Raw genomic sequence first — 24,980 nt, forward strand, 5'->3', positions numbered from 1 at the left:
CCAGGATGCACGCCATGGGGTTCTCCGATAAATACCTCAGCGACGACGAACAGGTCATCTACCACCTGCACACGCACGTGAAGGCGCTGATCCTGCCGGTGCTGGTGCTCTTGGTGCTGGCCGCGGGCGTGGGCTTCGGCCTGGGCGCGCTGCCCGACGACGAGCTGATCGGGACGGTGGGCCGCTGGGCCATCGTCATCGTCGCCGTCGTGGCGCTGGGCGCGTGGGTCATCTGGCCGTTCCTCACCTGGCTGACCACCACGTACACCATCACCAGCGAGCGGCTGATCACCCGCCAGGGCATCATCACCCGCACCGGCCGCGACATCCCGCACACCGTCATCAACGACGTCGCGTACGAGATGCAGCTCACCGACCGCCTGCTGCGCTGCGGCACGCTGGTGGTGTCGGCCGCCAGCGAGCAGGGCCAGGTGCGCCTGCACGACGTCCCGCGGGTGCACCAGGTGCAGCTGCGGCTCAGCGAGCTCGTGCGCGAGGCGCACGACCTGGACGAACGCACGTGACGCTGCCGCCCGAACCGCCGCGGAAACCCTCCACCGACGAGCTCGAACGGCTGCTGCTCGGCGCGTCCCGCCGCTACACGCGGGAACAGATCGCCGAGGGCGCCGGGCTCACCGTCGAGGAGGTGACGCGGTACTGGCGGGCGCTGGGGTTCCCTGACGTCGGCGAGGAGCAGGCGTTCACCGTCTGGGACATGGAGGCGCTGCGCGGCGTCACCGAGCTGATCCAGGACGACGTCGTCGACGAGGCCACCGCGGTGCAGATGGTGCGGGCGCTGGGCCGCATGACCGGCCGCCTCGCCGAATGGCACGTCGAGACGCTGGCCGAGATCATCGAGGACAACGAGGCCGCCGGCCACGGCACCGGCAGCCGGCTGACGTCGGCCTACCTCGTGGCGCAGAAGCTGCTGCCCGAGTTCGAGCGGCTGCTCATCTACGCGTGGCGGCGCAAGCTGGCCGCGTCGGTGAACCGGCTGGTCGCGATCGGCCGCATCGGCGACGCGCCGCTGCTGGCCGCGCCCGCCTCCGTCGGGTTCGCCGACCTCGTGTCGTTCACCCGGCTGTCCCGCGGGCTCAGCGTCGACGAGCTGGGCCAGCTGGTCGAGCAGTTCGAGGCCACCACCAACGACGTCATCTTCGGCACCGGCGGGCGGGTCATCAAGACCCTCGGCGACGAGGTCGTGTTCACCGCCGACGACCCGGAGACGGCGGCGGAGATCGGCTGCCGGCTGGTCGAGGAGATCGGCGAGAACGGCGACCTCCCCGACATCCGGGTCGGCATCGCGACCGGTCCCGTGGTGGCCCGGCTCGGCGACGTCTTCGGCACCCCGACGAACCTCGCCGCCCGGCTGACCGCCCTGGCCGAGCGCAACACCGTCCTCGTCGACGACGTGACGGCGAAGGAGCTGGCCGCGGCGCCCGCCTTCGCGCTGCGCGCCCTCCCGCCGACCACGGTGCGCGGGCTCGGCGTCGTCAACGCGTTCACCGTCACGCCGCGCCGCGACCCGCAGGCGCCCGCGTGATCGAGCACCGGGTCGCCGTCGCGGTGCTGGCCTCCGGCGGCCGCGTCCTGATGTGCCACCGGCGGGCCGACCGCTCGTGGTACCCCGACGTCTGGGACTTCCCGGGCGGCCACCTGGAGGACGGCGAGACCGCCGCCGACTGCGCGCGGCGCGAGTGCGGCGAGGAGCTCGGCATCGACGCCGGGCCCGCGCACCGCGAGCTGGCCCGCTGGGTCGAGCGCGACGAGGACATCACCTTCGTCCAGCTGCTGAGCTGGACCGGCACGCCGTCCAACCGCGCGCCCGAAGAGCACGACGACATCCGCTGGGTCACGCTGGCCGAGGCGCTGGAGCTGACGCTGCCGGACCCGCGGTACCCGGACCTGCTGCGCGGCGTGCTGGACCCGCGGGCGGGCGGGTAGGGTCCGCGGCATGACGTCCGGAGCGACCGTGCGGCAGGCGGTGATCCTCGCCGGTGGGCAGGGGTCCCGGCTCAAGCCGTACACCGACACCGTCCCGAAGGTGATGATCGAGATCTCGGGCCGGTACATCATCGACCACCAGCTCGACTGGCTGGCCGAGGCCGGCGTCACCGACGTCGTCGTGTCGGCGGGGCACCTGAGCGAGGTGCTGCTGGCCCACCTCGACTCCCGCGAGCTGCCGGTACGCGTGCGCACCGTCGTCGAGGAGCAGCCGCTGGGCCGCGGCGGCGGGCTGAAGTACGCCGGCAAGGAGCTGCCCGCGCCCGACGAGGGCTGGTACGCGCTCAACGGCGACATCTGGACCCGGTTCGACCTCCGCGCCATGACGGCGTACCACCTCGAGCGGCAGGCCGTCGCCACCATCGCGCTGGCCCGTCCGCGCATGCCGTGGGGCGTCGTCGAGCTCGACGAGCTGGGCCGCGTCACCGACTTCGTCGAGTCGCCGCCGTCGCCGTACCCGATCAACGGCGGCGTCTACGTGTTCGCGCCGCGCATCCTCGACCTCCTGCCCGACGTCGGGGACCACGAGCGCACCACGTTCCCGTCGCTGGCCAAGCAGCGGCTGCTGGCCGGGTACCCGATCGAGACGTACTGGCGGGCCATCGACACCGCGAAGGACCTCTCCGAGGCGGCGAAGGAGCTGGCGGCGCTGCGGTCCAGGCTGGGCGACTGAGGCGCCGTCGCGGGCCGGTAGGGTCTCGGCATGGGCAGTGTGACGATCAACCGGCACGATGACGTCCCGGGTGTCACGGAGCTGGTTCTCGACCGGCCCGAGGCGCACAACGCCATCTCCACCGAGCTCGCGCGGCAGCTGGTCGCGGCGACCGCGGAGCTGGCCGCCGACCCGTCCGTCCGCGCCGTCGTCCTGACGTCGTCGGCGCCGAAGGCCTTCTGCGTCGGCGCCGACCTCAAGGAGCGCAACTCCATCGACGACGACGGCCTGCGGGCGCAGCGGCTGGTGTTCCGGGCGATGTTCACCGACCTGCTCGCGCTGCCGGTGCCGGTCGTCGCCGGCGTGCACGGGTACGCGCTGGGCGGCGGGCTGGAGCTGGCGCTGTGCTGCGACCTGATCGTGGCCGACGAGTCCGCCGTGCTCGGGCTGCCCGAGGTGTCCGTCGGCGTCATCCCGGGCGGTGGCGGCACCCAGCTGCTGACCCGGCGGCTGGGCTGGAGCCGGGCCGCCGACCTCGTCTTCACCGCCCGGCGCATCGACGCCGCCGAGGGCCACCGGCTGGGGCTGGTCGACCGGCTGGCCGCTGCTGGTGCGGCGCGCGTCGACGCGCTCGCGCTGGCGACGGTGATCGCCGGCCATTCGCCCGTCGGCGTGCGCAACGCCAAGCGGGCCATGCGGCAGGGGTTCGACGCGCCGCTCGCGGCCGCGCTCGACATCGAGGACGCCGCCTGGCGGGCCACCGCGTTCAGCCGGGATAGAAAAGAGGGTGTCGCGGCGTTCAACGAGAAGCGACGCCCGGATTGGCCAGGTGAGTGACGTGACGTTCCCCTCCCGCGTGAGTGTCCGCGAGGTCGGCCCGCGCGACGGCCTGCAGAACGAGGACCCCGTCCCGGCCGACGCGAAGGTCGAGCTGATCGACGCGCTCGGCCGCACCGGCCTGCGGCGCATCGAGGCGGTCTCGTTCGTCCACCCGAAGGCGATCCCGCAGATGGCCGACGCCGACGAGGTGTGGTCGCGGGTCCGCCGTTCGCCCGACATCCGCTACTCCGCGCTCGTCCCGAACGTGCGCGGCGCCGAGCGGGCGCTGGCCGCGGGGTTCACCGAGCTCGAGGTGGTCGTGTCGGCGTCCGACACCCACAACCGGCGCAACATCAACCGGTCGACCGCCGAGTCCTTGGCGGACCTGCCCGAGCTGGCCTCGCTGGTGCATTCGGCCGGTGGCACCCTGCAGCTGATCGTGTCGACGGCCTGGGGCTGCCCGTACGAGGGCGACGTGCCGGTGTCGCGGGTGCTGTCGGTCGTGTCGTCAGGCGCTCGGGCCGGCGTCGATTCCCTGGCCTACGGCGACACCACCGGCATGGCCACGCCCCCGCGCGTCACCCGGCTGGTCGAGGAGACGCGCGCCGCTCATCCGTCGCTGCCGCTGGGGCTGCACTTCCACAACACCCGCGGCACCGGCCTGGCCAACGTCTACGCCGCGCTGCAACTTGGCGTCGACGACTTCGACGCCTCGGTCGGCGGCCTGGGCGGCTGCCCCTACGCCCCCGGCGCGTCGGGCAACATCGCCACCGAGGAACTCGTGTACCTGCTCGAGGACATGGGCATCGACACCGGCGTCGACCTGCCCGCCCTCATCGAGGTGGCGGGGCTGGCCGAGCGGCTGGTGGGGCGCAAGCTCGATTCCCAGGTGCTGCGCGCCGGCCCGGCCGTGCGCTAGCCCCTGCTACGTCGTCTGCTCCTGCACCCGGTGCGCCGGGAACACCCAGGTGCGGTACGACCAGAACCGGAACAGCGTGCCGAGCAGCAGCCCGACCACGTTGGCGGCGATGTTGTCGGCCAGCGGGCCGGACAGCCCCAGCACGTACCGCGAGAAGCCGAGGCAGGCCAGCGCGATGCCCAGCCCGATGCCGTTGAGCACGAAGAACAGGGTGTACTCGCGGGCCAGCCCGGTGCGGGCGCGGTGCCGGAACGTCCACAGCCGGTTGCCGGTGTACGTGACGGACGTGGCGCCGACGACGGCGATGGTCTTGGCCCAGAGCGGGGAGTCGTGCAGCGGGCCGATGCCGTCGTCGCCCCAGAAGAGCAGCGCGTTGAAGATCGCGAGGTCGACGAGGAAGCCGATGCCGCCGACGGTGGCGAACTTGGCCGCTTCGCGGACGAGGTGGTGAAGGCCGTACCACAGTCGCGACACCGCGCCCGGCAATCGCGGGGCGCGGCGCTTCGGCGGCACGGTATCGAGCACGCTGCCCAGAGTAAGGCAAAACGCGTAAGGCACAACATCGCCCGGATCGGACGGATCGGTGCCGTACGCTCGTGGCCCGTGGGTGATGATGCGACGTGGCCCGTGGTGGGCATGGTCGGCGGGGGACAACTGGCCCGGATGACCCAGCCGGCGGCGGTGGCCCTGGGCGTACGCCTGAAGGTGCTGGCAGCGGCGCCGGACGAGTCGGCGGCGCAGGTGGTGAACGACCCCGTCATCGGCGACGAGAAGGCGCTGGCCGACCTCCGCGCGTTCGCCGCCGGATGCGACGTCCTGACGTTCGACCACGAGCACGTGCCGCCCGCGTGGCTGGAGGCGCTGGAGGCCGACGGCGTGCTGGTGCGGCCCGGGTCGGCGGCGCTGCTGCACGCCCAGGACAAGGGCGTCATGCGGTCGCGGCTGACGGCGCTGGGCGTGCCGTGCCCGCGCTGGTCGATCGTGGCCGGCCCGGACGAGGTGGCGGCCTTCGGCACCGACGTCGTGCTGAAGACGACGCGCGGCGGGTACGACGGCAAGGGCGTCTGGCTGGTCTCGGCCGACACCCCCGCCGAGGTCGTCGAGGAGCCGTTCAAGGCCGGCGTCCCGGTGCTGGCCGAGGAACGCGTCGACTTCCGGCGCGAGTTGTCCGCCGTCGTCGCCCGCTCGCCGCACGGCCAGGCCGTCGCGTACCCCGTCGTCGAGTCGGTGCAGCGCGACGGCATCTGCGTCGAGGTGGTCGCGCCGGCGCCGGGGCTGTCGCCCGACCTCGCGAGCGAGGCGCAGGGGCTGGCGCTGACGGTGGCCGCCGCCCTGGACGTCGTGGGGGTGCTGGCGGTCGAGCTGTTCGAGACGACGGACGGCCGGCTGCTGGTCAACGAGTTGGCGATGCGGCCGCACAACTCCGGGCACTGGTCCATCGACGGCGCCGTGACCAGCCAGTTCGAGAACCACCTGCGCGCCGTCCTGGACCTCCCGCTCGGCTCGCCGGTCGCGCGGGCGCCGTACGCCGTCATGGTCAACCTGCTCGGCGGCGACCTCCCCGAGGTGTACTCGACCTACCGCCACATCATGGCGCGCGACCCGGAACTGAAGGTGCACTGGTACGGCAAGGGCGTGCGGCCGGGCCGGAAGGTCGGCCACGTGACGGCGTACGGCGCCGACCTCGAATCGCTGCGGGAACGGGCCTGGCACGCCGCCGACTACATCCGAGGGGACATCGATGAGTGACCTGGTGACGGCACGAGGGTCCGGCGCGCCGCTGGTCGGCATCGTCATGGGCTCCGACTCGGACTGGCCGGTGATGTCCGCCGCCGCCGAGGTGCTGGACGAGCTGGCCGTGCCGCACGAGGTCGGCGTGGTGTCGGCGCACCGCATGCCGCAGGCGATGCTGGCCTACGGCGCGGACGCGGCCGGACGGGGCCTGCGGGTGCTGATCGCCGGCGCCGGCGGTGCCGCTCACCTGCCCGGCATGCTCGCGTCGGTGACGTCACTGCCCGTCGTCGGGGTGCCGGTGCCGCTGAAGTACCTGGACGGCATGGACTCCCTGCTGTCGATCGTCCAGATGCCGGCCGGCGTGCCGGTGGCGACGGTCTCGGTGGGCGGCGCCCGCAACGCCGGCCTGCTGGCCGCCCGCATCCTGGGCGCGTCGGACGACGCCCTGCGCGCCCGCCTGGACGACTTCCGCTCGTCCCTCGAAGCCTCGGCGACCGCGAAGGGCGCGGCCCTGCGCGCCCGGCTCTCGTCCAGCTGACGGCAGCTGGCAGCGGGGACAGCCGGTCGTCCACAGGGCCGGGGACTGTGGTCTCGTCGTCCACAGATCGTGGTTCGGGCCTACCACCGGCTCGTGCCGGTGTCGGTGAGAGCAGGCTGCGCCGGCTCGTCGCCGCCGGTCTGCTGGTTCGGCTCATGCCCGGCTGCTACGCGTCGGCGGCCGTCGTCGCCGCCGCGTCGCCATGGGCGGCACATCGGCTCGTGTCCCGCGCGTTCGCGCTCTACAGCGGTGGTTCGACCTGCCTCACCGGCTGGTCGGCGGTCGCGACCTGGCAACTGCCGACGGTCGGCCCGGCACCGTCGCGGGTCAGCGCGATCCGGCCGGATGGCACCGGCCACAAGGTCCAGCAGGGCGTGTACGGCGACATCAGGGTCGTCTCGGTACCGCCTGACCAGGTACGACGAGCCCAGGTCTTGGCCTGATGTCCCCCGGCTGGGCCGTCGCCGATGCCGCCCGATCCGGGCCGATCGCGCCCGCACTCGTCGCCGCGGACGCGGCGGTGGCGGCCGGCCACGACCTGCGTTCCGTGGCCTCGGCGATGACCGGTTGGCCAGGGGTCAGCCGGGCGAGATGGGTGGCCGAGTACGCCGACCCGATGGCCGAGTCGCCGCTGGAGACGCTCGGGCGGTTCGCGTGTCTGCAGTTCGACCTGCCGCTGCCGGTGTGCAACGCGTGGGTCGGCGCCGACGGGCCCGAGTACCGGGTCGACGGGCTGTGGCCCTATCACCGGGCGGTGTTCGAGGCCGACGGCGCGCTGAAGTACGACAACCGCCCGGACGCGTCCCGGATCGTCGCGCGGCAGGGTGAGCGGGAGTGGCGTCTGCGGCGCCTCGGCCTCGACGTCGTCCGGTTCGGGTGGGACCACGCCTGGCGGAATCGGGCCGAGTTGGCGGGGCGGTTCACCGCCCTGCTCCGCGACAACACGGGGCACGAGCGGCCGGTTCGCTGGTGGAAGCACATGCCGGGCGTCGGCGCGGTGGAACCCGAGCCCGCCGACTGGCCGTCGCCAGGGCGGTCGGGCATCGTGCTGCCGGCCGGTTGGGACCGGTGACGCCCGGAAACCGGCGGACGTTCCGGAAACCGGCGCTTACCGGCCCGGACGGGGCACCAAGCGCCGGTTCGCGAGGCGTCCGCCGGATTGCGGGGTGTGGGGGCCGCGCGGAAATTCGGTTGCGCCGACGGGCACCGACCGGGTTGGCTGGGAGCACTGATGTCCGGGTCGGCTGCGACCCGGCGAGGCGAAGGGAGGCGTGTCCGATGGCTGCCCACTCGAGGCGGCGCGCTGTCGCCTGCGCGCCAGATGGCCCTCACTTCGCCGTTCCCACCGCCTGACCCGAACGAACGCGGTGGGGACCTCCTCGTCAGGAGACCACCGCAGTGCCGAACGACGATCAGTTCCAGCCCATGCGCTCCCGCGGCCGCGCCCGCACCCGTGAGGACCGCGCCGAGACCGCCGGCCGCAGCCTCGACACCACCTTCGCCGACTACGCCGCGAAGTACGGGCTCACCCCGCCCGGCGAAGAGGCGGTCACCGACGACCCGCCGTACGGGGACCGGTGGACCACGTGGGACGACTCCACGGCGGGCCAGCGCGGCCCGCGGCCGTACCCGGACTGGGTCGTCACCGAGCTCGGCGCCGTCGACACCGAGCTGGGCATCCTGAAGACCGGCAAGGAGGCCGACGTCTTCCTGGTGGAGCGCTCGGTCCCCGGCACGCGACGAGCCACGGTGATGGCGGCCAAGCGCTACCGCGACCCGAAGCACCGCATGTTCCACCGCGACGACGGCTACCGCGAGGGCCGCCGCGACCGCGAGTCCCGCGTCAACCGCGCCATGGCCAAGGGCAGCGCGTTCGGCCGCGAGGCCGTCGCCGGGCAGTGGGCGCACGCCGAGTTCGCGGCGCTCACGGCGCTGTGGGCGGCCGGCGTCGCCGTCCCGTACCCGGTGCAGATCGTCGGTACCGAGCTGCTGATGCAGTTCATCGGCGACGACGGCGGGAGCGCGGCCCCGCGGCTGGCCCAGCTGCGGCCCGACCCCGACGAACTGCGCGACCTCTGGGACCAGCTGGCGCACAACCTGTCGCTGCTGGCGCTGGCCGGCTACGCGCACGGCGACCTGTCCGCGTACAACCTGCTGGTGCACGACGGCCGGCTGGTGGTCATCGACGTGCCGCAGATCGTGGACGTCGTCGGCAACCCGCGCGGCCGCGAGTTCCTCGACCGCGACGTCCGCAACGTCGGCGGCTGGTTCACCGCCCGCGGCCTCGACCCCGGGCACGTCGACGCGCTCAGCGAGGCGCTGGCGAGGGACGCCCGGCTCGCGTGACCCGCTTTGCAATGAGCACCGATGCGCACCGGTGCTCATAGGTGCTCATTGCAAAGCGGCGCGGCGGGCCCCGCTGGAGCCCGCCGCGCCGGTACTGCTCAGATCGGACCCGTCAGCGGCCGTCGCTGACGATGCCGACGGTGGCCGAGGCCGGGTCGCCGGCCGCGTAGCCGGCGCCGTCCTCGATCGTGACGGTCACGGAACGGTCGCGCGGGCTCGGCCCGCGCCGGTTGATCACCCCGACGGTCTCGACCACGGTGGTCTCGCCGGGTGCGAAGGTGACGGTGCCGTCGAGCGGCTCGTAGTCGCGGCCCGGCCTGGTGTACCGGTTGTTCGCGACCGAGTACGACACGGTCAGCTCACCCGACACCGACCCGGCCGGACGGGTGAAGGTGAACGCGCCGTCCGTCGCCGGCTCGACCGCGTCGGCCGTCGCCGCGACCGTGACGACCGGCAGCGACACCGTCACGCTGTCGGAGACGGTGACCTCCTGCGCGCCCGGGTTGTCGGTGACGTGCACCGCCGAGTTCGTCAGCACCGTGCCGTCCGCGACGTCGCCGTCGACCGTGACGTCGTAGGTGATGACGACCGGGTCGAGGTCCGGCCCGGCGTAGGAGGCGCAGACGACGGTGCCGTTCGTGATGACGCCGGCCGCGCTGCCCGCGTTGACCAGCGCCGTCGCCGACGTGCCGGCGGCGTTCTCGGTGCCGATGGTGATCGGCCCGGCCAGCGGCCCGGTGACGTTGTCGTAGGCGAACACCAGGTCGTTGCTGCCGGTTAAGAGGAACGCCTCCATGTCGTAGGTGCCCTGCGCCCCGGTCGGGTCGCCGGCCAGCCGCAGATCGTCGTACTCGACGACGGCGAGGTCGGCGCCGGCCGTCGCGACCGAGACGCCGGAGTTGGCGGCCTGGTCGTACACGATCTCCATGTCCTGCCAGAGCATCGCGGCCACGTTGTTCGGCCGGTCCGCCGACGGCAGGGTCTGCGGGGTGCCCGGCTGCCCGCCGCCGTTGTTCGGGAAGTCGTAGATCAGGAACCCGTCGTCCGACATCCCGACGCCGGCGTACGGACGGTCGTAGAAGCCGAACGTCCGGGAGCCGAGTGCGTTGATGATGATGCCGTCGCCCTCGAGACCCGCCTGCGTCAGGATGCCGAACTCCTGCAGGTCGGTGTACGACGCGTCACCGGAGAAGGGGTTGACGCACTGGGGGTCGGTGGCGCTGGTGGTGATCGTGTACGACCCCTCGGCGCCGACCGCGGTCGGCAGCGTCCCCGACCAGGTCAGCACGCCGTCCTCGACGGTGGCGCCCTCGGTCGCCGACCCCTCGACGTACGTCGTGCCCTCGGGCAGGGCGTCGGTGATGGTGTAGGCGAGGTCCTCCGGCGTGACGTTCGGCGCGACCGTCAGCGTGTACCTGACGGTGTCGCCCGGCGCGGCGGTGTCGACGGACGCCGTCTTGGTGACGTCGTCGGCGTGCCGGGTGACGGTGACCGGGATGACGCCGATGTCGCCCGGCGAGTCCGGCGACGAGCCCAGCGCGACCGCGCCGAACCAGGTCTCGCCCGCGTCGAGGTCGTCCTCGTCGTAGAAGGCGCGGATGGTGAACGGCTCGCCCTGCGGCTGCGACGCCGGGCCCTCGACCGTCAGGTTGCCCTCGCCGGCGGTGACGACGGCGGTGCCGAGCGTGACGGTGTCGGTGCCGCCCGGCGTCGACGCGTCCCAGTTCTGCACCAGGATCCACCACGTGCCCGCCTCCGGGCTGCCGACGTCGCAGGACTCGGCGGCGGTGGCCGTCGCGCTGGTGCACACCATGGTGGCCGCGCTCGGGGTGTCGCCGGTGCCGACGAACAGGTCGAGGTCCGGCGCGGTGGAGTCGGACAGCTGGGCGACCAGCCGCGCGGTGTCCGCCGGCACGTCCACCAGGATCGTCTGCGTGCCGTTGCCGTCGTACGGGTCGGTGTTGGTGCTGTCCTCGACGATCGACAGCTGCTGCTCCTCGACCGGGACCAGCCCGCCGACCGTCGCGGTGAAGTCCTCGATCTCGATCGACTCGATCGGCGCGGACTCCTGCGAGCCGGCGTCGCGGCGGGTGTCGATGTCGATGCCCTCGGGGAGGACGCCGTTCGACGGCAGCGCGGCGACCGGCAGGTGCGCGACCGGCGCGGCCGAGCCCTCCGCCGGCGTCAGGACGACCGTGGCGAACTGGTAGGCGTCGGTCGGCGCGCCGGTGACGTCCGCCGTGATCGTCAACTCGATGTCCTGGCCCTCGGCGATGGTGAACGTCGACGGCTCGACCGTCACCGCGATGCCGTCGGTGATCCCGTCGGTGCTGACGGTCCAGGTGCCGGCGCCGGTGGAGGTGCCGGTGACGGTGCGGGTCCACGTGCAGGTCTGCAGGCACTGCCGGTCGGTCATGCTGGCGGTGTTGAGCGCCTTGACGTCGCCGCCCTCGGCCGGGTCGGCCGCGGCGTACTCGGCGGGCGTGACGTCGAGGACCAGGCCGGCCATCGCGGCGACGTTGAGGTCGACCCGGCCGGAGCCCATGTCGAACCAGTCGGCGGGGGTGCCGTCGTTGTCGGTGACCTCGGTGACGGACGTCGACATCAGTGCGGACTGCGCCTCGGCCGGCGACCAGTCGTCCCCGTGCAGCGCCTTGAGCAGCGCGTACGAGCCGGCGACGTGCGGGCTGGCCATCGACGTGCCGGAGATGAAGCCCCACGACACGTCGTTGCCGACGCCGTTGGCGGCCAGCACGTCGACGCCGGGGGCGCTGACGGCCGGCGAGATCAGCTCGACGGCGCGGTTCGGGCCGCGGCTGGAGAACGACGCCATGATGTCGCCGAGGTCGTCCGAGATGACCTCGAGGCCGCCGGACAGCGACGCCTTCTCGCCGGTGACCGACGCCATCCACGCCTTCAGCGCGACGCCGTCGGCGTAGGTGACGTGCACCGCCGGGATCGCGTGCGGGTCGGCGTTGAGCGACGTGCCGCTGGCCTCGTCGTTGGCGAGGATGAAGCCCTCGGCGCCGAGCGCGCCGATGATCTGGCCCTTCTCGACCCGGCCGTTCTCGCCGCGGTCGCAGATGACGATCTGGCCGGTGAAGTCGGTGCCGGCCGGGAAGTCGCCGGCCAGGCACAGCGGGTTGTCCAGGTCCGCGGCGTCGACCAGCGCGAACGTGCCGCTGGTGGCGGCGCTGAACGCCTGGCCGCGGATCGCCGGCAGGGTCGCGCCACCGTCGGCGGTGAGGTTCTGCACCTCGGCCTGCCACTGCCGGTTGTGCTGCACGGCGCCGACGGCGGTCAGCCACGGCACGTCGCCGGGGGAGCCGGTGGTGGCCGCGCCCGGGCCCTCGTTGCCGGCCGAGCTGGCGACGTAGACGCCGGCGGCGCGGGCGTTGAGGAACGCGACGGAGTCGGTGTCGCTCCACGGATCCGGCGAGGCCGACGGGCTGCCGATGGAGTAGTTGATGACGTCGACGCCGTCGGCGATGGCCTGGTTGATGCTGGCCAGCGTCGCCGATCCGGGGCAGCCGGTGGCGTTGCAGGCGTCGTAGGCGATGACGTTCGCGTGCGGCGCCACGCCCTTGATGGTGCGGGTGGCGCTGAACTCGTGCTCGGTGCCCTCCGCGCTGAACGTGGTGGCCGTGACCTGGTTGCCGGCCGACGTGCTGGCGGTGTGGCTGCCGTGGCCGTCGTTGTCGTACGGGTTGGTGCCGTCGACGCTGGTGAAGTCCCAGGCGCCGATCAGCTTGTCGTTGCAGCCCCAGTCCGGGATGTGCGCCGGGTTCGCCGGGTCGCAGACGCCGACGTACGTGCCGGCGCCGAGCGGGTTCGTGTGGTCGTAGCCGTCGCCGCCCTCGGCGACCGGCACGACGTCGGCGAACGACGGGTTGGCCGGGTTGATGCCGGTGTCGATGACGCCGACGACGACGCCCTCGCCCTTCGTGCCGGTGTCGTCGGCGGCCGGGGTGCCCGAGCCGTCCCAGAGCGCCGGCGCGCCGATCCACTCCGGGCCGACGTCGGTGTGCAGCTCCCGCTCGACGTCGACGGTGACCGACGTGACGCCGGGCAGCTCCGCGACCGCCAGCGCCTCGTCCTTCGTCAGCTCGACCGCGATGCCGTTGAGCGCGTAGGTGTAGGTGAAAGCGACCTCGGGCGCGCGGCCGATCTCGTCGTCGATGCGGGTGACGAGCTCGGCCTGCGCCTCCTCCAGGTGCCCGGCGTAGGCCTGGGCGGCCCGGCTGCCGATGTCGCCGCCCTCCTGGGCGGGGACGGCCGGCTGGTCGAGCTGCACGATGTACAGCTCGGGCGCGGCGGCGGTGCCGAGCCGGAGGGCGACCCCCTTCTCCTGCTGCTGCACGGAGACGTCGGTCACCGCCTCCAGCTGGTCGGGCGACGGGGGTTCCGCGGGGGCGGCTCCGGCGGCCTGGGTGAGTCCCAGGGCGAGAGCCATCACCGTCGGAAGGGTCAAGCTGCGACGCAACATGCGGGCTCCTTCAACGACGAACCCGCCGGCCGGTCCGGGGTGTGACGGCGGCGGGTCTGCGGTACGCGCGTACGTGCTGACGGGACGGAGGAGATGCGGTACCGGTGACAACGCGTTGGCGTCGGCATCACCGGCCTCCTACGGAGCGTGCGTTTCCCGGACGGATGACGTGCGGAGACGCACAGTGTCACAAGGTGTCCGGTAACCGGTGAAACTAGACGAACTCTGTCACCACTGTCAATGGTGACAGTTAGGGTGAGGCGCATGAACACGTCCGCGACCGTCGCCGGCCTGGTCGACCTCGGGCTGACGAGCTACGAGGCGCGGGCCTACGTCGCGCTGGCCGGCCGGCGCGACGCCACCCCGGCCGAGGTCGCGCGCCTGGCGTCCGTCCCGCGGCAGCGCGCCTACGACGTCCTGGCCACGCTGGCCGAGCGCGGGCTGGTGCAGCAGGTCCCCGGCCAGGCGGTCCGCTACCGCGCGCAGCCGCCCGACCACGTCACCGACCTGCTGCTGGCGGTGCGGCGACGCGAGCTGGACCGCCTCGCGCAGGCCTCGACGGACGTCGCCGGGCGGCTGCGGTCGCTGTTCCAGCGCGGCCAGGACCACGGCCACCCGTTCGACTACGTCGAGGTGCTGCGCGACCGCGAGCACGCCGTCGAGCGGGTGCAGCAGCTGTGGGCCGACGCCCGGCACGAGGTGCTGACGTTCGTGCACCCGCCCTACCTCGGCGCGTCGACGCCGTCGACCGACGCGGTGCCGGCCGGCATCGTCCAGCGCTCCATCTACGAGACGTCCATCCTGGCCGACCCCGTCATGACCGAGCGGGTGCGCACGTGGGCGGCGCTGGGCGAGCAGATCAGGCTCACCACCGAGCTGCCGCTCAAGCTGACCATCGTCGACGGCCGCTCGGTGGCGTTCAACATGCCCGACTCCGCCGAGGGCGACGGCTCGGTGACGACGCTCGTCGTGCAGCACGAGGCGCTGGCGGCCACGTTGAAGATCGCGTTCGAGAGCCTGTGGTCGACGGCCCGCACGCTGGACGACGTCGCGGCGGCCCGCTCGTACTAGCGCGCCTCGATGGCGGGGCAGGTGTCCATGACGACCTCGAGCCCGGCCGCCTTCGCCCGCTCGGCCGCGTCCTCGTCGACGACGCCCAACTGCAGCCACACGGCCCTGATGCCGAGCCGCTCCTTCTCGGCGATGGCGTCGTCGACCACCTCACCCACCCGCCGGCTGTTCACGAAGCAGTCGACGACCTCGACCGGCGCCGGCACGTCGGCCAGCGTCTTGTACCCGGGTGCGTCGAGGGTGTCCTCGCCGCGCGGGTTCACCGGCACGATGGTCATGCCGAGGCGGTCGCGCAGGAACCGCGCCACTCCGTACGCGGCCCGCTCGCGGTTCTGCGACAACCCGACGACCGCCCAGGTGGCGGGGGTCGTCAGCAGGCGCTGGACGGTGTCGGGGTCGTTCACGTGGGGGGTCACTCTTCGAGCGTATGTCCACCCGTTCGGCGTAGGGTCCGTGGCATGAACCGACCGCCGTTGACGGACCGCATGCTCGACCGTGCCGAGGCGGCACTGCGCGATCGCCCGGCGGCGCTGGCTCGGCAGTTCGAGGACTGGGCCGGCGATCCGCAGCGCGATGACGTCGAGGACGCCGCCACGCTGCTGGTCGAGGCGAGCGAGGCCTGGGTCCGAGCGGGTGAGCCCGAGCAGGCCGTCGACGCGGCCCGCCGTGCGGTCGAGGCCGGCCACGACGTCGCGCCCGACACCCGCTGCTATCTCGTCGGCGCGCTGCTGGCCGCCGGCCGCACCGGCGATGCCGACGCCGTCGCGGCCGAGGTGCGCCGGTCCCGTCGCGGTGACACCTTCGTGCTGTCGTTCCTGGGCGAGAGCTACGAGGAGGCCGGGCACCTCGTCGAAGCGCATCGCTGGTTCACCATGGGCCTGGCGGCGGCGGAGCGCGGCGGCGACCCGGCCGGTGCGGCGCCGGCGCTGCTCGCCGGCCGGTTCCGGGTGCGCCGGGAACTGGACCTCCCCGTCGACGAGGACGACCAGGAGTACGCCGACCTCGTCGTCGAGGACCTCGAGGTCGACGGCGTCGACGTCGCCGCCGAGGCCGCGGCGCTGATGAAGGAGGACGGCTCGAACCCGGACGCGTTCTTCCGCCGCTGATCGCCGGTCGCGGGTGTTGGGGGACGCCGGCCCCGCCCGCCTCGCTCGTACCTCGCTCGGACGCCCGCAGCCTACCCCTGCCGGCGTCCCCCACCATCCGCTCGGCTGGGTGCCGCCCGCTCAGCCGGCGAGGGTGGTGGTGGCGGCGCGGAGGGCGGCGGCGACGGAGCCCGAGGTGGAGGCGTGGCCGCCGTCGACGACGACGAGGCGGGCGTCGGGCCAGGCCTGGGCCAGCTCCCACGCCGTGCGGACCGGTGTCTGCATGTCGCCGCGGCCGGCCACCAGCACGCCGGGGATGCCCCGCAGCCGGCCGGCGTCGCGCAGCAGCTGGTCGTCCTCGAGCCAGCCGTCGTGGCGGAAGTAGTGCAGGGCCAGCCGGACCAGCGTCGCCGCGAACCGCGGGTCGGCGAAGGCCGCGGCCGCGTGCTGGTCCGGGTGCAGGCTCAGGGTGGCCGCCTCCCAGGCGCACCAGGCCGCCACCGCGGTGTCGCGGATGGCGGCGTCGGGGTGGTGCAGCAGCCGGTGGTACGCCGCGAACACCGCGGCGGCGTCGCCGCCGGCCGCCGGCGCGCTGAACGTGGCCCACGCCTCGGGGAAGAACCGCCCGGCGCCGCCGCCGTAGAGCCAGTCGGCCTCGGCCGGGCGCAGCAGCGCGACGCTGGTCAGCACCATCGCCGTGACGCGGTCCGGGTGCGCCTGCGCGTACGTCAGGCCCAGCGTGCTGCCCCACGACCCGCCGAGCACCAGCCACCGGTCGACGCCGCGGTCGACGCGCAGCCGTTCGAGGTCGCCGACCAGCGCCGCCGTGTGGTTGGCGGACAGGTCGGCGCGGTGGTCGAGGACGCGCGGCGTGCTGCGGCCGCAGCCGCGCTGGTCGAGCAGCACGATGCGGTAGAGCTCCGGGTCGAACAGGTCGCGGTGCGCCTCCGTGCAGCCGGTGCCCGGGCCGCCGTGCAGCACGACGGCGGGCCGGCCGGCGGGGTTGCCGCACTCCTCCCAGTAGACGCGGTGTCCGTCGCCGACGTCGAGCAGCCCGCGCGCGTACGGCTCCACGGTCAGGCGGCGCCGTCGACGTCGAGGGTGCCGGGGCGGTAGGACGACATCCACGAGCGCAGCAGCTCGACCCGGCTGGTGTTGGCGTCGTTGCCGACGATGACCGGCTCCTCGTTGTAGGCCATGGTGTCGGAGCGGCGCCGCAGCTTGACGTAGAGCCCGGACGCCTCGATGGCGTAGCGCTCCATGTCGTCCTGCAGGGCGCCGACGACGGTGATGTTGTGGTCGTTGCCGATGCGCTCGAACAGCGCGACGGCCTCGCGGCGGTGCTGCTTGCCGAGGTTGCGGCCGAGCTCGTCGAGGATCAGCAGCAGCGGCCGGTCACCACCGCGGGCCAGGGCGGCGGCGCAGACCAGCTTGACGGCCTTCTCGTCCATCTGGGCGGTGTTGCTGCGCAGCGTGTACGCGGACATCCGCTGGCCCTCGGCGCGCCGCCACTTCGGGCTGACCGTCCACCGCCACGGCTTGTCCGGCTCGGACGGCGGCTCCGGCTCGGGGTAGTCGAGGCCGGCGCCGTAGCCGCCGTACTCCTGGTCGAGGCGGTCGAACTCGGACGCGACCTTCTTCAGCATCGTCTTGATGCCGGCCGCCAGCGACGTGCGGTGGGCGCGGACGGTCTGCTCGGCCTCGCTGTAGCCGAGGCGTGCGGCCTCGAGGTCGGCGGTGCGCCGGGCCCGCTGCTCGGCGATCTGCTTGAGCTGGTGCCGGTCGTGGTCCTCGTGGTCGCGCAGGTGACCGTCGAGCGCCCGCAGCAGCGCTGCCACCAGCGACACCCGCGTCTCCAGCGCCGCGCCGGACCAGTTCGGCGTGATGAGCAGCTCGCGCAGCTCCGCGGTCAGCTCCTCCGGCGGGGTGCCGGGCGGGAAGCAGCGGACGGCGACCTCGTCGGTCAGGCGGGTGGCGTCGTCGTCCCACGCGGCGGTGGTGCGCGACTGCAGCTCGGACGGCAGCTCGACGAGGTGCCGGCGGGCGGCGTCGGGGGAGTCGCCCCAGGCCTTCTCGCGGTCGAGCAGGGCGAGGCCGTCGCGCTCCGCGGTCAGCGCGTACCGCTCGGCCTCCCTCTCCTTGGCCGTGACGGCGAGCCGCTTGCGGGTGTCGCGCAGGCTGGTGATGCGCTCTTCGCGCGAGTTGTGCACGCCCAGTTCGTGGGCGTAGGCGGCCTCGGCGGAGGTCAGCTCGGGGGCGAGGGCGTCGCGGTGCTCCTGGCGCTCGGCGTTGGCCCCGCGCAGCTCACCGATCTCGTCCTGCAGCGCCTCGGCCCGCTCGGCGGCGTCGGCGGCCTTCGCGCGCGTCTCGGCTCGGGCCAGCGTGGCGCGGGCCTGCTCGACGACGGCGGCAGCGGCGTCGAGCGCCTCGGTCAGCTCGCGGTGCGCCTCCCGAGCGGCGGCGACGCGGGCCGGCTGGCCGGTGATCGGCTCGGCGAACCCGCCGATGGCCAGCACGCCGGCAGCCTCGTCGACGACGGCGCCCTTGCCGGCCCGCTCCGCGACGGCGTCGAGGAACCTGGTGAGGTCGCGCTCGCCGTCGGCCAGCACCAGCAGCGAGCCGGGCAGCCCGGCCAGCGCCTTCGCCGCCTTCGTCGCGTCCTTCCGGCCGACCACGACGGCCTCGCGGTACGGCGACAGCCGCGGCTCCCACACGTCCCGCTCGGCGGGGTCGACGGCGACGACGTCGACCAGCGCGGCCGCGTCGAGGCCGGCCGTCCGGAGCCGTTCGACCTGCTCGGCGGCGACGTCGTCGCCGGACTCGGCGGCCGTGACCCGCCGCGCCGCCGTGTTCGCCGCCGCCCGGGCGACGGCGTGCGCGGCGATGGCCTCCTCGAGCGCGGTCCGTGCCTCGGCCACCTCCGCAGCGGCGGTCTCGGGCGTGCGGCCGTCGGCGGCGCGGGCGTCGTCGAGGAGTGACCGTTGCGTCGTGGTCAGGCGGTCCAGATGCTGGGTGGCGGCCAGTTGCGCCGCCTCCAGCTCACGGTCGCGGGCGATCAGCTCGTTGCGCTTGCGCTGCGCCGCCTCGAACCGGCGCGCGGACTCGTCGTCGTCGGTCAGCGCGGCCAGCCGGTCCTCGACGGCGTCCAGCTCCTGGCGCAGCGCCGCCTCGGTGTCGTCCAGCTCGGCCAGCGCCTGCCGCAGCTCGGCGGCCCGCTCGACGCCGTCGAGCAGGTGCCGCGCGCACCGCGACCGCCACGCCGTCCGCGCGTCGCCGAGCAGTTCGCGGGCCGCGAGCCGGCGGGCGATGCCGGCCTCGATGACGGCGACCTCGCTCTCCCAGTCGGCGATCTGCCGCTCGGTCTCCTCGACCTCGCTGCGGTGCCGGTGCTCGGCCGAGCGCAGCACCTGCTCGTGCTCCAGCTCGCGGTCGAGCCCGGTGAGCGTCGCGATGGCGTCGAAGATGCGGTGCGGCGGAAGGTCGTTCAGCGGTTGGGCCAGCAGGTTCGCCGCCTGGCTGGAGCGCACCGACGTCGACAGGAACGACACGCAGCGCGCGTTCTGCCCGAACAGCACCCGCGACAGCTGGCCGGCGTGGAAGTCGGTGCGGCCGTTGCTGCGCGGCAGCTGCGCCCACAACTCGTCGACCCGCGCGGCCCGCTCGGACTCCGTCGCGCCGTACGGAACGTGCAGCCCGCTGGTCCAGCGCAGGTCGAGGTAGGGCGCCTTGCGGTTGATGCGCAGCCAGACGGTGACGGCGTCGTCCTGCGGCGCGCCGCCGGGCGTGCCGAAGACGCCGATGACGTAGCCGCGGTCGACGTTGGACCAGCGGCCCTCCTGCGCGGCCAGCTCGGCGGTGAACAGCAGCTCGGCCGCACCGGCGGCGCCGCTGGCCAGCTTCCACTGCTCGTCGGCGTGCAGCAGGCTCAGCGCGGCGATGAACGACGATTTCCCGGCGCCGTTGGAGTCCTTCGGCCCCTGCCCGGCGACGGTGACCAGCCCCTGCCCGATCATCGGGACCGGGTGCGTGGACAGCCGGGAGATGTCGACGACCTGGACGCCGACGAGCACCCGCTCGCCGACGATGTCGAAGGCGCCCGGTGCGGCAGCGCTCACGTGTCCTCGTTCCTCTCGGTCGTGCTCTCCTCGGCCGGGACGGCGGGGGCCGGGGTCGTTGCCGGGCGGCGGGCCCGGATGGCCGCCGCGAGCGGGCTCTCCGGCGCGGCGGCCAGGATCAGCTCGTGCTCGAGCCGCTCGCGGGCGGCCTTGGTGAGCCGGTGCAGCGCGGGTCCGGGCAGGTAGGCGGGCCCGTCGACGACGGCGGACCGGCCGCGCGGCGGGGCGATCTGCACCAGCCCGGCGGCCCGCAGCCGCTGCAGCGCCGGCCGGATCTCGCCGCGCGGCAGCTGGGTGTAGCGGGTCAGCTCGTCGACCGACGTCGGGTGCGCCGACGTCCACGAGTCGCCGCTGACCAGCCCCTGGCTGCGCGGGATCGCGACCGAGTGCACGAGCACCAGCACCAGCACCGCGCGGTCGGTGCGCGACTGCGCGGTGGCGCCCTCGGCGGCCAGCCGCTCGGTGACGTCGTCGCGGAAGCCGGAGGTCCAGTGCGTACTGCCGACCCGGACCAGCGTGCGGCCGAGGCGGAACAGCAGCCGCTGGAGGTCGCGGCGGACGGTCGCGTCGCGCAGAGCCAGCAGCTGCGCCTCGGGGACCGGCTCGCGGCCGTGCTCCAGCGCGGCGAACGCGGCCAGCACCTCGTCGCGGTGCCGCTCGTTCAGTTCGGCGAGGGCGTTGTCGAAGACCGTGCTCATGCGCCGCCCGCCGGGGGCGCGGGCAGCGAGCGCCACAGCTCGCGCAGCGTGCTCAGCTCCGCCGCGCTCCACGACGCGACCCGCGGGCCGAGCCGGACGACCCGGGAGTCCTCGTCGAACAGCACCCAGCCGGAGCCGGCCAGCCGGCGCACCGCGCCCATCGCGGCGGCGTGCAGCGCGCGCTCGTCGCGGCTGCCGGTGATGCCCCGGAACACGCCGATGACGTGGTCGAACGGCGCCGGGACGGCGGGCCAGACCGGTCCGCTGGGCTCGGTCCAGCAGCAGCGCAGGCAGGCGGCCAGCACACGGGCGGTGTCGTTCGGCTGGTCGACGGCGACGCCCGGCAGCCCGAGCTCGTCGAGCACGTCCGGGCGGGCGTTGTCGGGCAGTTCGGGCAGCAGCCAGACGGCGCCCGCGTCGGGCTCGACCAGGCGGATCATGCCGGTGGGGTGGGCGCTGGCCGGTGGGACGCGCTGCGGCCCGGCAGCGCGGTGCCGCGCCCACCAGAGGGCGGTGTCGTCGACGCTCATCAGCCCTCGGCCCGCCGGAAGGTCCCCTCCGACACCCACGACGGGCTGCCGGCCGGGTCGACGCGCAGCCCGCCGGCCCACGTCAGCTCGTAGGCGAGGTCGGGGTGGTGGTGGATGGCGGTGAGGTCGGCGAGCAGCCGGCGCCCGGACGGCCAGTCACCGGCGCCGTCGAGGACGTCGGCGACCGCCACCGCGGCGCCGTCGCCGAGCAGCCGCTCGGCGGTCTCGCGCAGGCTCGCGGCGTCGTCGGCCGGGCGGATGTCGTCGGGCGGCGGCTGGCCGGGTCCCTCCGGCCGGGGCGGCGGCTGGCGGACGGTGTTGGCGCCGCGGCCCGTCTCGACCGCCTCGGTGAGCAGGTTCGGCGAGAACCACGGCGCCGGCGCGTCGAAGACGAAGGTGTCGAGCACGCCGGCGAGGTCGTCCTCGTCGGCCGTGCGGGCGAAGCTCAGCCATGTCTCGACGGACAGCAGGCCGAGCGCTCGCGTCGTGCCGGCCCGCTCGATCAGCCGCCCGGCCGCCTTCTCGACGGCGTCGCCGTAGGCGGCCAGCGCCACCCGCAGCGCCGTGCACTCGCGGTCCAGCTGCGGCCAGCGGGTCAGGACGACGGTGTGCACCTCTTCGGCCTGGCTGATCAGGCCCTTGTTGCCCCACAGCAGCTGTGCGTGGTCGCCCAGCTGCTCGGCGGTGCTGCCCGCGGCGAGGATGGCCAGCTCGTTGCCGAGGTGGCGGAAGATCCTGGTCAGGCGGCTGATCGTGGTCTGCCCGGTCTCGGGCTCGGCGTCGGGAGCGGTGACGCTGACGTGCTCGAGCGTCAGCAGCTGGTGCAGCTCGGCCTGGCCGCCCTGCTCGGCCAGCCGGCGCAGGAACAGCAGCATGACGTACGGCGCGAACGCGGCCCGGTGGAACCGCTCGTTCGGGCGCTCGACGACCTTGCTGATGGCGCCGTACTCGCGCAGCACCTCGAACCTGCGGTGGATCAGGCCCGGGTCGATCGGCCGGCAGGCGGCGGCCGCCTGGTCGACGGTGAGGCCGTCGCGCCCGGCGTCGGCGAACGCGTCGAGGATCGCCTCGTCGACGTCGAGCAGTTCGAGGTCGCTGATCATGGCGCCGGACTCGCGCGCCAGCACCGCGAACACCTGGCGGTAGAGCCGTTCGACGGCGGCGTCGCCGGCGAGCTGATCGATGGTCAGCTCGGGTCCGGCGGTCATCGGGACAGCATGCCATTCGGGGCGGGGCCTCTGTCCAGCCGGATCGATAGGGTGACCTGGCATGTCGATCACCACGAGATGGACCGGCGCCCTGGCGGCCGCCGTCGCTGTGCTGCTGACCGGGTGTTCGGGCGACGACGACGGCTCCGGCGACGCCGGGTCACCGGCACCGGACGACCCGGCCGCGTCCTCCGACGCGGCGCCGCCGAGCGGGCTCTTCGGCGCGCCCGAGGCGCCACTGCCGGTCGGCGTCCCCATCGCGTTCGAACGGTGGCACGTCACGATCGACCCGGCCGAGCAACGCGACGGACCGGCCGACCCCGCCCGGCCCGACCTCGGCGGACCCGACGACGGCTCGACCTTCCTCGTCGCCGAGTTCGCCGTCGTCTCGACCTACCAGCAGGGGCAGGCGATGAACGTGTTCGGCGGCCTGGAGTTCACGGTGCAGGGGGCGTCCGGCGAACGGCACGCCGAACCCTGCGTGGCCGACAACCCGATGAACACGACCGCGTGGCTGGCCGCGCCCGCGCAGCAGGTGGCCAACGTGTGCGTCGAGGTGCCGCTCGACGACCTCGACGGCGCGGTGTGGCGCATCGGCCAGCGCGGAGCCGGCGAGGACGCGTACGTCGCGCTGTCGTGACCGTTCGTCCGGGCGTCAGTTCCGCTGGCCGACCGGCCGGACGATGATCTCGTTGACGTCGACGTGCGGCGGCTGCCCGACCGCGTAGAGGACCGCCGCCGCGACGTCGTCCGGGTCGAGCTTGGGGTCGTCCCTGCGGTGCGGCGGGATGGCGCCGGTGTCGACGAGCCCCGGCTGCAGCAGCGTCACGCGGATGCCGGTGCCGACGCACTCCGCGCGGATGGCCTGGGCCAGCCCGGTGACCGCCCACTTCGTCGCCGCGTACAGGTTGCCTGGGCGGACGCCGCGGCCGGCCGCCGAGCCGGTGAGCAGCAGGTGCCCCTTCGTCGCGCGCAGCGCGGGCAGCGTCGCGCGGGCGGTCAGCGCCGGGCCGTGGACGTTCGTCAGGACGAGGTCGCGCCACTGCTCCGGCGGGGCGCCGCCGTCGCCGAGGAAGGACGTGACGACGCTCGTGCCGGCGTTGGCGAGCACGACGTCCAGCCGGCCGAAACGTTCCTCCGCCGCCGCGACGACGCCGGTCAGCGCCGTCCAGTCGGTGACGTCGGCCGGGTGAGCGAGCGCGCGGGCCGGCCCGCCGAGCTCGTCGGCCAGGGCCGCGAGCGGTTCGGGCGTCCGGCCGGTCAGAATGAGGCGGTACCCGGCGGCCGCAGCCCGCCGGGCGACGGCCGCGCCGATGCCGCGGGACGCACCGGTGATCAGGAAGACCGGGTCTGTCATGGGGCGACCCTAGGACGTGGCGCCGCGCGGACGGCTTGCGGATCGGGTAATACTTTTCATCGGAAGCCCTCTTTCCGGATGGAGTGAGCAGACGTGTCGCAACGACCTGGCACCCCGAGCCTGCTGCGGGCGATGAACGACCGCAGCGCGCTCGAGTTGCTGCTCGCTGCCGGTCCGCTGACCCGCGTCGACCTCGGCCGCATGACCGGCCTGTCCAAGGTCACGGCGTCGCAGCTGCTCGGGCGGCTGCAGGAGCGCAACCTCGTCGAGGTCGTCGGCACCCGGTCGGCCGGCCGCGGCCCCAACGCCGAGCTGTACGCCGTCCGTCCCGGCTGCTCCTACTCCATCGGCATCGAGCTGAACCCCGACGTCGCCGAGGCCGCGATCGCCGACGTCACCGGCGCGGTCATCGGTTCCGTGACGGCGCCGGTCGCGGCCGAGGTCACGGCCGCCGGCGGCGCCGACTCGCGCCGGCTCGTGCACGACATGGCGCTCGCCGCGGCGGCCGACGCCGGGCTCACCCTCGCCGACGTCGACGACGTCGTCATCGGCCTGCCCGGCGTCGTCGACCCGTCGACCGGCGACATCGAGCTGTCGTTCGACCTCCCCGGCTGGCACCGCGGCATGCGCGACCTGCTGGCCGCCGACCTCGGCTGCGCCGTCTCGTTCGAGAACGACGTCAACCTCGCCGCCGTCGCCGAACGCGCCGAGGGCGCCGGCCGCGACGTCGACGACATGGTGCTGCTGTGGATCGGGCGCGGCGTGGGTCTGGCGGTCGTGCTCAGCGGCCACCTGCATCGCGGCGCCACGGGCGCGGCGGGCGAGATCGGCTACCTCCCGATGCCCGGCGTGCCGTCCCCGGCCAGCGTCGAACGCCCGGCGAGCGGCGCGTTCCAGGCCCTCGTCGGCGCCGGCGCCGTGGACGAACTGGCGGCCGAGTACGGCATCGTCGCCGACGGCGCGGCCGCGGCGGTGCGGGCGGCGCTGGCCGGCGGTGGCGCGGCGGCGGACGGTTTCCTGCTGGCGTTCTCGCATCGGCTGGCGCTCGGTGTGGCGTCGGTGTGCACGGTGGTCGATCCCGCGCTGGTGGTCGTGGCCGGTGAGGTGGGGGCGGCGGGTGGGGACCGCCTGTGCGACCTCGTCGGCGACGACGTCCGCCGCATCGCCCCCGTCAACCCGCGTGTCGTCCCGACCACGGTCCCCGGCGCCCCCGTCCTGCGCGGCGCCGTCCTCACCGCCGTCGAGCACGCTCGGCTGACCCTCTTCGCCTCCACGGAGTAGCGGCCGGGCCCTCGTTCCCCGTCCCGCTGATCGCCGCTGGCCGCCGTTGATCGCGCTGATCGCGCGGACGTTGTCGGTGCCCGCCCGTAGGGTGGGGGCCCTCCCGGCCGGGCGGGGACCGTACTCGGGTCGAACGC

General features: G+C 74.1%; 24 protein-coding genes. 15 read left to right on the forward strand and 9 right to left on the reverse strand.

Translation table 11 applies throughout. The annotated features are described in order from the left end of the window. Positions 1-5 precede the first annotated feature (5 nt). The 6 genes from BLV02_RS03280 to BLV02_RS03305 are packed head-to-tail and all read left to right on the forward strand — an operon-like array spanning position 6 to position 4,394. Positions 6-524, forward strand: coding sequence for a PH domain-containing protein (locus BLV02_RS03280; RefSeq protein ID WP_216094106.1), 519 nt, complete (start codon positions 6-8; stop codon positions 522-524). Then, positions 521-1,543 (forward strand): adenylate/guanylate cyclase domain-containing protein, encoded by a 1,023-nt coding sequence (locus BLV02_RS03285; RefSeq protein ID WP_069110509.1) that lies wholly within the window; start codon positions 521-523, stop codon positions 1,541-1,543. The genes BLV02_RS03280 and BLV02_RS03285 overlap by 4 nt, the downstream gene beginning before the upstream one ends. Further along, on the forward strand, positions 1,540-1,944 hold the full coding sequence (locus BLV02_RS03290; protein ID WP_074946121.1) for an NUDIX hydrolase: 405 nt from the start codon (positions 1,540-1,542) through the stop codon (positions 1,942-1,944). Before BLV02_RS03285 ends, BLV02_RS03290 begins: the two co-directional genes overlap by 4 nt. A gap of 10 nt (positions 1,945-1,954) precedes the next feature. Continuing rightward, positions 1,955-2,677 carry a nucleotidyltransferase family protein gene (locus BLV02_RS03295; RefSeq protein ID WP_069110508.1) on the forward strand — a complete coding sequence of 241 codons (723 nt, stop codon included), beginning with the start codon at positions 1,955-1,957 and terminating at the stop codon, positions 2,675-2,677. Positions 2,678-2,707: 30 nt separating this feature from the next. Beyond that, positions 2,708-3,493, forward strand: coding sequence for an enoyl-CoA hydratase/isomerase family protein (locus BLV02_RS03300; protein WP_069110507.1), 786 nt, complete (start codon positions 2,708-2,710; stop codon positions 3,491-3,493). Position 3,494: 1 nt separating this feature from the next. Then, a complete protein-coding gene (locus tag BLV02_RS03305) occupies positions 3,495-4,394 on the forward strand; it encodes a hydroxymethylglutaryl-CoA lyase (RefSeq protein WP_069110506.1) in 900 nt (299 codons plus the stop codon). 6 nt (positions 4,395-4,400) lie between these two features. On the opposite strand, the gene BLV02_RS03310 is transcribed toward BLV02_RS03305, so the two are convergent. Beyond that, positions 4,401-4,868 carry a GtrA family protein gene (locus BLV02_RS03310; protein ID WP_141711511.1) on the reverse strand — a complete coding sequence of 156 codons (468 nt, stop codon included), beginning with the start codon at positions 4,866-4,868 and terminating at the stop codon, positions 4,401-4,403. Positions 4,869-5,030: 162 nt separating this feature from the next. Here BLV02_RS03310 and BLV02_RS03315 point away from each other — a divergent pair, with 162 nt between their 5' ends. The 5 genes from BLV02_RS03315 to BLV02_RS03335 all read left to right on the forward strand — a co-directional run bounded on the left by BLV02_RS03315 (position 5,031) and on the right by BLV02_RS03335 (position 9,012). After that, a complete protein-coding gene (locus BLV02_RS03315) occupies positions 5,031-6,143 on the forward strand; it encodes a 5-(carboxyamino)imidazole ribonucleotide synthase (protein WP_069110738.1) in 1,113 nt (370 codons plus the stop codon). Next, positions 6,136-6,666, forward strand: a complete 531-nt coding sequence (gene purE / locus BLV02_RS03320) for a 5-(carboxyamino)imidazole ribonucleotide mutase (RefSeq protein ID WP_141711491.1) — start codon at positions 6,136-6,138, stop codon at positions 6,664-6,666. Before BLV02_RS03315 ends, purE begins: the two co-directional genes overlap by 8 nt. 155 nt (positions 6,667-6,821) lie before the next feature. Then, positions 6,822-7,109 carry a hypothetical protein gene (locus BLV02_RS03325; protein WP_069110505.1) on the forward strand — a complete coding sequence of 96 codons (288 nt, stop codon included), beginning with the start codon at positions 6,822-6,824 and terminating at the stop codon, positions 7,107-7,109. Then, positions 7,109-7,738, forward strand: coding sequence for a hypothetical protein (locus BLV02_RS03330; protein ID WP_069110504.1), 630 nt, complete (start codon positions 7,109-7,111; stop codon positions 7,736-7,738). The genes BLV02_RS03325 and BLV02_RS03330 overlap by 1 nt, the downstream gene beginning before the upstream one ends. Positions 7,739-8,091: 353 nt before the next feature. After that, entirely contained in the window at positions 8,092-9,012 is a 921-nt protein-coding gene (locus BLV02_RS03335) for a serine protein kinase RIO (protein WP_069110736.1), read from the forward strand. A 112-nt stretch (positions 9,013-9,124) separates the two neighbouring features. Here BLV02_RS03335 and BLV02_RS03340 read toward each other — a convergent pair whose 3' ends face one another. After that, positions 9,125-13,465 (reverse strand): S8 family serine peptidase, encoded by a 4,341-nt coding sequence (locus BLV02_RS03340; RefSeq protein ID WP_069110503.1) that lies wholly within the window; start codon positions 13,463-13,465, stop codon positions 9,125-9,127. Positions 13,466-13,762: 297 nt separating this feature from the next. Here BLV02_RS03340 and BLV02_RS03345 point away from each other — a divergent pair, with 297 nt between their 5' ends. Continuing rightward, entirely contained in the window at positions 13,763-14,569 is an 807-nt protein-coding gene (locus tag BLV02_RS03345; RefSeq protein ID WP_069110502.1) for a TrmB family transcriptional regulator, read from the forward strand. Here BLV02_RS03345 and BLV02_RS37025 read toward each other — a convergent pair. After that, positions 14,566-14,985, reverse strand: coding sequence for a CoA-binding protein (locus BLV02_RS37025; RefSeq protein WP_069110501.1), 420 nt, complete (start codon positions 14,983-14,985; stop codon positions 14,566-14,568). The two genes, BLV02_RS03345 and BLV02_RS37025, sit on opposite strands and share 4 nt — an antisense overlap. 42 nt (positions 14,986-15,027) lie before the next feature. Here BLV02_RS37025 and BLV02_RS37030 point away from each other — a divergent pair, with 42 nt between their 5' ends. Then, the gene (locus BLV02_RS37030) at positions 15,028-15,675 is read left to right on the forward strand and encodes a hypothetical protein (protein ID WP_074946123.1); all 648 of its coding nucleotides are present in this window, start codon (positions 15,028-15,030) and stop codon (positions 15,673-15,675) included. A gap of 120 nt (positions 15,676-15,795) precedes the next feature. Here BLV02_RS37030 and pip read toward each other — a convergent pair whose 3' ends face one another. The 5 genes from pip to BLV02_RS03380 are packed head-to-tail and all read right to left on the reverse strand — an operon-like array spanning position 15,796 to position 22,205. Further along, a complete protein-coding gene (pip, locus tag BLV02_RS03360; RefSeq protein WP_216094102.1) occupies positions 15,796-16,728 on the reverse strand; it encodes a prolyl aminopeptidase in 933 nt (310 codons plus the stop codon). A 2-nt stretch (positions 16,729-16,730) separates the two neighbouring features. Next, positions 16,731-19,769 (reverse strand): coiled-coil domain-containing protein, encoded by a 3,039-nt coding sequence (locus BLV02_RS03365; RefSeq protein ID WP_074946125.1) that lies wholly within the window; start codon positions 19,767-19,769, stop codon positions 16,731-16,733. Next, complete coding sequence (locus BLV02_RS03370) at positions 19,766-20,467, reverse strand: hypothetical protein (protein ID WP_069110734.1); 702 nt, start codon at positions 20,465-20,467, stop codon at positions 19,766-19,768. The genes BLV02_RS03365 and BLV02_RS03370 overlap by 4 nt, the downstream gene beginning before the upstream one ends. Next, positions 20,464-20,997: a hypothetical protein gene (locus BLV02_RS03375; RefSeq protein WP_069110499.1), complete on the reverse strand. Its 534-nt coding sequence runs from the start codon at positions 20,995-20,997 to the stop codon at positions 20,464-20,466. The genes BLV02_RS03370 and BLV02_RS03375 overlap by 4 nt, the downstream gene beginning before the upstream one ends. After that, positions 20,997-22,205, reverse strand: coding sequence for a hypothetical protein (locus tag BLV02_RS03380; protein ID WP_069110498.1), 1,209 nt, complete (start codon positions 22,203-22,205; stop codon positions 20,997-20,999). The genes BLV02_RS03375 and BLV02_RS03380 overlap by 1 nt, the downstream gene beginning before the upstream one ends. 61 nt (positions 22,206-22,266) lie before the next feature. Here BLV02_RS03380 and BLV02_RS03385 point away from each other — a divergent pair, with 61 nt between their 5' ends. Continuing rightward, entirely contained in the window at positions 22,267-22,845 is a 579-nt protein-coding gene (locus tag BLV02_RS03385; RefSeq protein WP_069110497.1) for a hypothetical protein, read from the forward strand. Positions 22,846-22,860: 15 nt separating this feature from the next. Here the strand turns inward: BLV02_RS03385 and BLV02_RS03390 are convergent, their stop codons facing one another. Further along, complete coding sequence (locus BLV02_RS03390; RefSeq protein WP_069110496.1) at positions 22,861-23,562, reverse strand: SDR family oxidoreductase; 702 nt, start codon at positions 23,560-23,562, stop codon at positions 22,861-22,863. A gap of 132 nt (positions 23,563-23,694) precedes the next feature. On the opposite strand from BLV02_RS03390, the gene BLV02_RS03395 reads away from it, so the two are divergent. Beyond that, a complete protein-coding gene (locus BLV02_RS03395) occupies positions 23,695-24,843 on the forward strand; it encodes an ROK family protein (protein WP_069110495.1) in 1,149 nt (382 codons plus the stop codon). Positions 24,844-24,980 lie beyond the last annotated feature (137 nt).

The organism is Jiangella alba, assembly GCF_900106035.1.
GTDB classification, from domain to species: Bacteria; Actinomycetota; Actinomycetes; order Jiangellales; family Jiangellaceae; genus Jiangella; species Jiangella alba.